The sequence below is a fragment of the Streptomyces sp. NPDC047014 genome, from assembly GCF_040644195.1.
Classification (GTDB): Bacteria; Actinomycetota; Actinomycetes; order Streptomycetales; family Streptomycetaceae; genus Streptomyces.
Genome location: NZ_JBEYVX010000165.1, coordinates 1 through 5,465, shown reverse-complemented (window position 1 = coordinate 5,465; position 5,465 = coordinate 1). Strand labels below are relative to the sequence as shown.

Genomic DNA, 5,465 nt, shown 5'->3' with positions numbered 1-5,465 from the left:
GGGGTCTGGGGCGGAGCCCCCGGAATCCCGGCTCCGCCGGGCACCGGGCTCCGCCCGGACCCGCGCCTCAAACGCCGGCGAGGCTGGGTTGGCTACGCCCGCCCGTCAGGGGCGAAGTAATCCGCCGCGCGGAACAGCCCCGCAAACGCCCCCGGCCCATGCCGATCGTCCAGCCACGCCCCGAGCGGAGCCACGTCGCCACTGATGATCGCCCCGACGATGAGCGCGTGGCACCAGTCCTCCTCGCCCGGGGCGAACTCCCCGAGGAACCCCGCGTAGCGGCGGCCGACGCCCGACTCGTAGCCGCGCAGCGCCTCCGCGTACCGCACCTTCTCCGCACACCCCGTAAGAACTTCGGCCCCCGCCCCGATGTCCGCCTCCGCCAGCGTCCCCGTGACATCCCGGTAGGCCAGGGCGCCGAAGGCGTCCGCGGGCTCCGCCACCCCCCACCGCGCCGCCGTCAGCCGGGTGACCGCACGGGCCTCCCGGTCGCACGCGCCCTCCATGACCACGCCGAGATTCCGGGTGTGCGCACTGTCCTCGGAGTCGGCCGCCGAGTACGAACGGCCCCCGGGCCGACGGAAGTTGATGCCGTACTGCGTCCGTACCACCTCACCGGCCACATCGACGTACCGCCGGCGCGAGCCGTAGTGCAGGCAGTCGTGGACGTACGCCCGCAGCAGGTCGAGCAGTGCGAACGTCGGCCGCTCCGGGACGGGCTGCCCCATCGGCCCGTACATGGTCAGGACGGACACCATCTGGAGGTGCCGGTATCCCTGGTCCGGGTGATGGAACCCGCCGAAGGCGCCGGAGCGGGAGGAGCGGCAGGCCACGGCGACGCGTTCGAACGGCAGCATCTCCGCGAGCCCGTACCCCGTGAACCGGTGCCGGGCCTCCTCCACCCCCTTGTGGAACACCCCGGCGTCGATTCCTTCCCCCTCCCATGCGGCGAGCACGTCAGGCAGGGGCTGGAAGGTGTGCGCGGGGTGCTCGCGCAGGGCCGAGGACCAGTCCTTGCGCAGAAAGGCGAGGGTGAAGACGGCCCGCCGCCCGGTGACGGACTCGTTGGGGGCCAACTCCGCTAGGCGGGCGTCATCTTGATGAGATGTACGTGAGACCTCTGCATGCCGTCGGGCAGTGAATCCGGGCTGAACCATTTCGCCTCCAGGATCTCGAAGCCGTCGATCTTGAGCGTTCCGCCGACGTGCAGGGCCTCGTAGGCGATCTCCACGCGGAGCTTGTAGCCGCTGGTCACCTGGACGAGCCGGCCGGGGACCACGTCGAGCCCGGTCTCCTCCCGGACCTCGCGGACGACGGTCGCGGGGAATTCCTCCCCCTTGACCGCGTAACCGGTGGGCAGCCCCCAGGGGCGGTCGGCGGGCCACATCCGGTGCTTGAGCAGCAGGACGTCCCCGTCTTCGTTGCGCACCACGCCGGTCACTCCGACCATGAATTTGGCGTGCGCGAACCACAGGATCCGCCATTGCAGGGGGCCGCGAATGAGCTTCCACATCCGGGCGACGACGTGCTTCATGTCCGTACCTCTCGCTGAGCCGACGGTGGGTGAGGCCACTGTGTCAGCGGGATTCGCGCCGTGCTGAGGGTGCGGCGGTCGTTCACCGGACCGGGTCCACGACGGCGAGTTGGGAGAACTGCCGCAGGAATCTGCTGTGCCCGGTGCGGCCGGTGTGGGCCATGCAGGCGGTGTCGCACTCCTCGACGGTCAGGCCCGGCCGGGCCCGCCATGTGCACCCCCGCCGGGTGCAGCGCGCCGCGACGACCGGGTCCGAGTCCGGGTGGCTGCGGATCCGGTGCTCCACGTAGCGCATGATCGTGCTCACTCGTCATTCCTCCCCGGTCCGGACCCACAGCCGTACGGCTGCCTCTCCCGCGTGGTGGTTCTCCAGCTCGGCGCTGAGCGACCGCACGCGGGCGGTGTCGCCGGCCGCCCGCGCGAGTTCGCGGTCCTGCCCGTTGGCGGCGCAGACCCCGCACCCGGGGCGCGGCACCGGTTCGAGCGGGCCCGACGCCGGCGGTCCTTGCTCCACCCCGCCGGACAGCGCGCTCCGCCCCCGAGGGGCGCCCTTCTTGCTCACGAACACCGCCGCTCCTCTCTGTAGTCGTTCCGCTACCGAGGTGAGTCAGCGTGGCCTAGAGTCGAGAGCCCTTCAAGTAGTCGCTGAGGAAGGAAGGGTTCGGTTCGCATGGTCAACCGCAAGGAGTTAGACCCTGCCCGGAGCCCCGCGGACGCGTATGGGGACCGTTTGCGCAGGTCACGGGAGGCTCGCGGGTGGAGCCAGGACGAGTTAGCTGTGTCAATGGGATATTCCAGTCAGCATATTTCAGCGGTTGAAACTGCTCGGAAACCTCCAACCTCTCGTTTCTCGCGCAAGGCTGACGCTGTGTTCGGTACAGCCGGAACAGCAGAATCCTTCGAACGCGAGTCGCGCAGGATCAAGCAGGGCGTGCTGCTGGAAGGATTCCCGGAGTACGTCGGCTGTGAGGGTCGCGCCGTAGAGATTCGGCTCTACAACATCGGCATCGTTCCGGGCCTATTGCAGACCCCGGAGTACGCTCGGGTCCTCGCTGACAGTGCCGTGCAGCGGGGTGCCATCTCGCAGGGGCAGGCTGACGAACGCGTTGCGTTCCTCGCGGAACGCCAATCGGCCCTGGTGAGACCACGCCCGCCCATGGTGTTCGTGACCATGGACGAGAGCTGCATCCGGCGGCCCATCGGGGGCAGCGCCGTCATGGATGCCCAGTTGAGGAGGCTCGTAGAGTTTGCGTCCCTACCTCACGTGCTGCTGCAAGTTGCACCCTACGAGATAGGCGAACGTCGCCCGTTCGACCTGCCGGTGAACTTGTTGACGCTGTCTGACCGGTCAGTGCTCTGTTATGCCGAGTCGCAGACCCAAGGGCACCTAGAGCGCGAGAGCATGGCCGTACTGCCCACGTTGACGGCCTACCATCAGCTACAGGGCGAAGCGCTGTCCCCGGCGGCTTCCGTTGCGATGATTGAAGAGTTACGAAAGGGCACCCCGTGACAACCGAGACCCCCCGTTGGTTCAAGTCTTCGTACAGCAACAACGGCGGCGACTGCGTGGAACTCGCCGTCAACCTCGTGCCGACGCGCGGCGTCGTTTCCGTCCGCGACTCGAAGGTGTCGAGCGGCCCCGTCCTCTCGGTACCCGCCGCCGTGTTCACCACCTTCGTGGCGAGCGTCAAGGACGACCAGCTCGGCGCGATCTGAGCCACCACGCACCACCAGGGCCCCGTCACTCCCACCTTCGCGGAGCGGCGGGGCTTCGCTGTGACGGCCTGAGGCACTGTGGTGCTGCCCATGCTGACGGCCTACCATCTGCCGCAGGCCGATACGCCCTCGCAAGCCGGCTCCTTGGCCTTGACCCAGGCACTTCGGAAGGGCACCCCTGTGACGACCGAACACCCGCAATGGTTCAAGTCCTCCTACAGCAACAACGGTGGCAACTGCGTGGAACTCGCCGTCAACCTCGCCCCGGCGCGCGGCATCGTCTCTGTCCGCGACTCAAAGATGACGAGCGGCCCCGTCCTCAGCGTCCCCGCCGCCGTGTTCACCACCTTCGTGGCGAGCGTCAAGGACGACCGGCTCGGCGCCGTCTGACCAGTCGCACACCACACTTCGGAAGGGCACCGCGATGACCGAACGCCCGCAGTGGTTCACGTCCTCCTACAGCTCCAACGGTGGCAACTGCGTAGAGGTTGCCCTCGCCGGTCTCGCGGGAGCCGTTCCCGTGCGGGACTCCAAGAACCCGGGTGGGCCCGTTCTTCGGTTCGCGCCCGAGGCGTTCGCCGGATTCATCGCCAGAGTCAAGGAAGACCCGCTCGGCGCCGTCTGAGCCGTCACGTACTCCACCCCGGAAGGGGGCCCCATGGCAAGCGAACAACCGCAGTGGTTCACGTCCAGCTACAGCAGCAACGGCGGCGCCTGTGTCGAGGTCGCCACCAACCTCGCCGCCTCGCTCGGCCTCGTGCCCGTCCGGGACTCCAAGGTCCCCGCCGGGCCCGTCCTCAGCGTCCCCGCCGCCGCGTTCAGCACCTTCGTGGACGGGGTCAAGGGCGACCCGCACGGCCGGGGCTGAGGCAGCCCCCGGCGGCGGGAGCGGTTACGCGCCGCACGGGAGGGTCGCGTGGACGCGGTAGCCGCCGCCGAAGCGGGGGCCCGCCGAGCAGGTGCCGCCCAGGGCGCCCGCGCGTTCGCGCATGCCGAGCAGGCCGTGACCGCCCCCGGGATCCGGCGCGGCCCCGGTCTCCGCGCCGCCGTCGTCCAGGACCGTGATCTCCACCGACGGCCCGACCCGGACCACGCTCACCTCCGCCCGCGCCCCGGCCCCCGCGTGCTTGCGCACATTGGTCAGCGCCTCCTGGATCACCCGGTACGCCGCCAGGTCCACCGCCGCCGGCAGCGCCCCCGGCTCGCCGTCCAGCTGGAGGATGACCTCCACCGGCAGCCCCGCGTGCCGGAAGGTGTCCACCAAGGCGTCCAGCACCGCCAGCCCCGGCGCCGGCTCCGTCGGTGCCTCCGGGTCGCCGGACTGCCGCAGCAGCCCCACCGTCGCCCGCAGCTCGTTCAGCGCCGACCGGCTGGCGTCCCGTACGTGCGCCAGCGCCTCCTTCGCCTGGTCCGGCCGCTTGTCCATGACGTGCGCGGCCACCCCGGCCTGCACGTTCACCAGCGCGATATGGTGCGCCACCACATCGTGCAGGTCCCGCGCGATCCGCAGCCGCTCCTCCGCGACCCGCCGCCGCGCCTCCTCGTCCCGCGTGCGCTCGGCCCGTTCCGCCCGCTCCCGGATCGCGTCGACGAAGGCCCGCCGGCTGCGCACCGCGTCCCCGGCGGCCGCGGCCATGCCCGTCCAGGCGAAGATCCCGATGTTCTCCTGCGCGTACCACGGCAGCGGCCCCGCCAGCATCGCGACGCCCGTCAGCCCCGCCATCGTCAGCAGCCCGATCCGCCAGGTCGTCGGCCGGTCGGTGCGCGAGGCCACCGTGAACAGCGCGATCACCGTGCACATCGCGACCGGCGCCCGCGGCTCGCCCGTGGCCAGCTCCAGCAGCGACAGCCCGCCCGTCACCGCGAGCACGGTCCGCGGCCGGCGCCGCCGGAACACCAGCGCGACCGCGCCCAGCAGCATCAGCACCAGCGAGAACGGATCGGGGGCGCGGGTCCCGAAGGTGGGCCCGTGGGGGCCGTGCGGATCCGCGAAGGAGCCCACGACCATGGAGACGAGCGCGCCGAACGCCAGCACGGCATCGGTGGCGAGCGGATGGGCCCGCATCCACTGCCGGGTGGGCGCGAACGGCCCGAGCTCTGTCGTCACCCGGATACGGTACGGCCTCCCCCGCGCGGTCCCGCCCCTCAGCCGGGGGCGGGCGGCCGGCCCCCCGGGGTGCGGGGGCGCACCGGCCCCCGCCGCACCGGCCCCCGC

Annotated in this window: 10 protein-coding genes; 5 read left to right on the top strand and 5 right to left on the bottom strand. The window is 71.0% G+C overall.

Annotation, left to right across the window (positions count from 1 at the left end; all coding sequences use genetic code 11):
- Window positions 1-92 precede the first annotated feature (92 nt).
- The 4 genes from ABZ873_RS33825 to ABZ873_RS33810 all read right to left on the bottom strand — a co-directional run bounded on the left by ABZ873_RS33825 (window position 93) and on the right by ABZ873_RS33810 (window position 2,096).
- Entirely contained in the window at window positions 93-1,076 is a 984-nt protein-coding gene (locus tag ABZ873_RS33825) for a hypothetical protein (RefSeq protein WP_360880601.1), read from the bottom strand.
- A 5-nt stretch (window positions 1,077-1,081) separates the two neighbouring features.
- Window positions 1,082-1,534, bottom strand: a complete 453-nt coding sequence (locus tag ABZ873_RS33820; protein WP_360880598.1) for an NUDIX domain-containing protein — start codon at window positions 1,532-1,534, stop codon at window positions 1,082-1,084.
- Between the two features lie 82 nt (window positions 1,535-1,616).
- Window positions 1,617-1,841: a hypothetical protein gene (locus ABZ873_RS33815; protein WP_360880595.1), complete on the bottom strand. Its 225-nt coding sequence runs from the start codon at window positions 1,839-1,841 to the stop codon at window positions 1,617-1,619.
- Between the two features lie 3 nt (window positions 1,842-1,844).
- The gene (locus tag ABZ873_RS33810) at window positions 1,845-2,096 is read right to left on the bottom strand and encodes a hypothetical protein (RefSeq protein WP_360880592.1); all 252 of its coding nucleotides are present in this window, start codon (window positions 2,094-2,096) and stop codon (window positions 1,845-1,847) included.
- Between the two features lie 108 nt (window positions 2,097-2,204).
- Here ABZ873_RS33810 and ABZ873_RS33805 point away from each other — a divergent pair, with 108 nt between their 5' ends.
- The 5 genes from ABZ873_RS33805 to ABZ873_RS33785 all read left to right on the top strand — a co-directional run bounded on the left by ABZ873_RS33805 (window position 2,205) and on the right by ABZ873_RS33785 (window position 4,118).
- The gene (locus ABZ873_RS33805; protein ID WP_360880589.1) at window positions 2,205-3,044 is read left to right on the top strand and encodes a helix-turn-helix transcriptional regulator; all 840 of its coding nucleotides are present in this window, start codon (window positions 2,205-2,207) and stop codon (window positions 3,042-3,044) included.
- Window positions 3,041-3,250 carry a DUF397 domain-containing protein gene (locus ABZ873_RS33800; protein ID WP_360880586.1) on the top strand — a complete coding sequence of 70 codons (210 nt, stop codon included), beginning with the start codon at window positions 3,041-3,043 and terminating at the stop codon, window positions 3,248-3,250. The genes ABZ873_RS33805 and ABZ873_RS33800 overlap by 4 nt, the downstream gene beginning before the upstream one ends.
- 180 nt (window positions 3,251-3,430) lie before the next feature.
- The gene (locus ABZ873_RS33795) at window positions 3,431-3,640 is read left to right on the top strand and encodes a DUF397 domain-containing protein (RefSeq protein ID WP_360880583.1); all 210 of its coding nucleotides are present in this window, start codon (window positions 3,431-3,433) and stop codon (window positions 3,638-3,640) included.
- A gap of 34 nt (window positions 3,641-3,674) precedes the next feature.
- Window positions 3,675-3,875, top strand: a complete 201-nt coding sequence (locus ABZ873_RS33790; RefSeq protein WP_360880580.1) for a DUF397 domain-containing protein — start codon at window positions 3,675-3,677, stop codon at window positions 3,873-3,875.
- A 33-nt stretch (window positions 3,876-3,908) separates the two neighbouring features.
- The gene (locus tag ABZ873_RS33785; protein WP_360880577.1) at window positions 3,909-4,118 is read left to right on the top strand and encodes a DUF397 domain-containing protein; all 210 of its coding nucleotides are present in this window, start codon (window positions 3,909-3,911) and stop codon (window positions 4,116-4,118) included.
- 24 nt (window positions 4,119-4,142) lie between these two features.
- Here the strand turns inward: ABZ873_RS33785 and ABZ873_RS33780 are convergent, their stop codons facing one another.
- Window positions 4,143-5,315, bottom strand: a complete 1,173-nt coding sequence (locus ABZ873_RS33780; RefSeq protein ID WP_360880604.1) for a sensor histidine kinase — start codon at window positions 5,313-5,315, stop codon at window positions 4,143-4,145.
- Window positions 5,316-5,465: the final 150 nt, after the last annotated feature.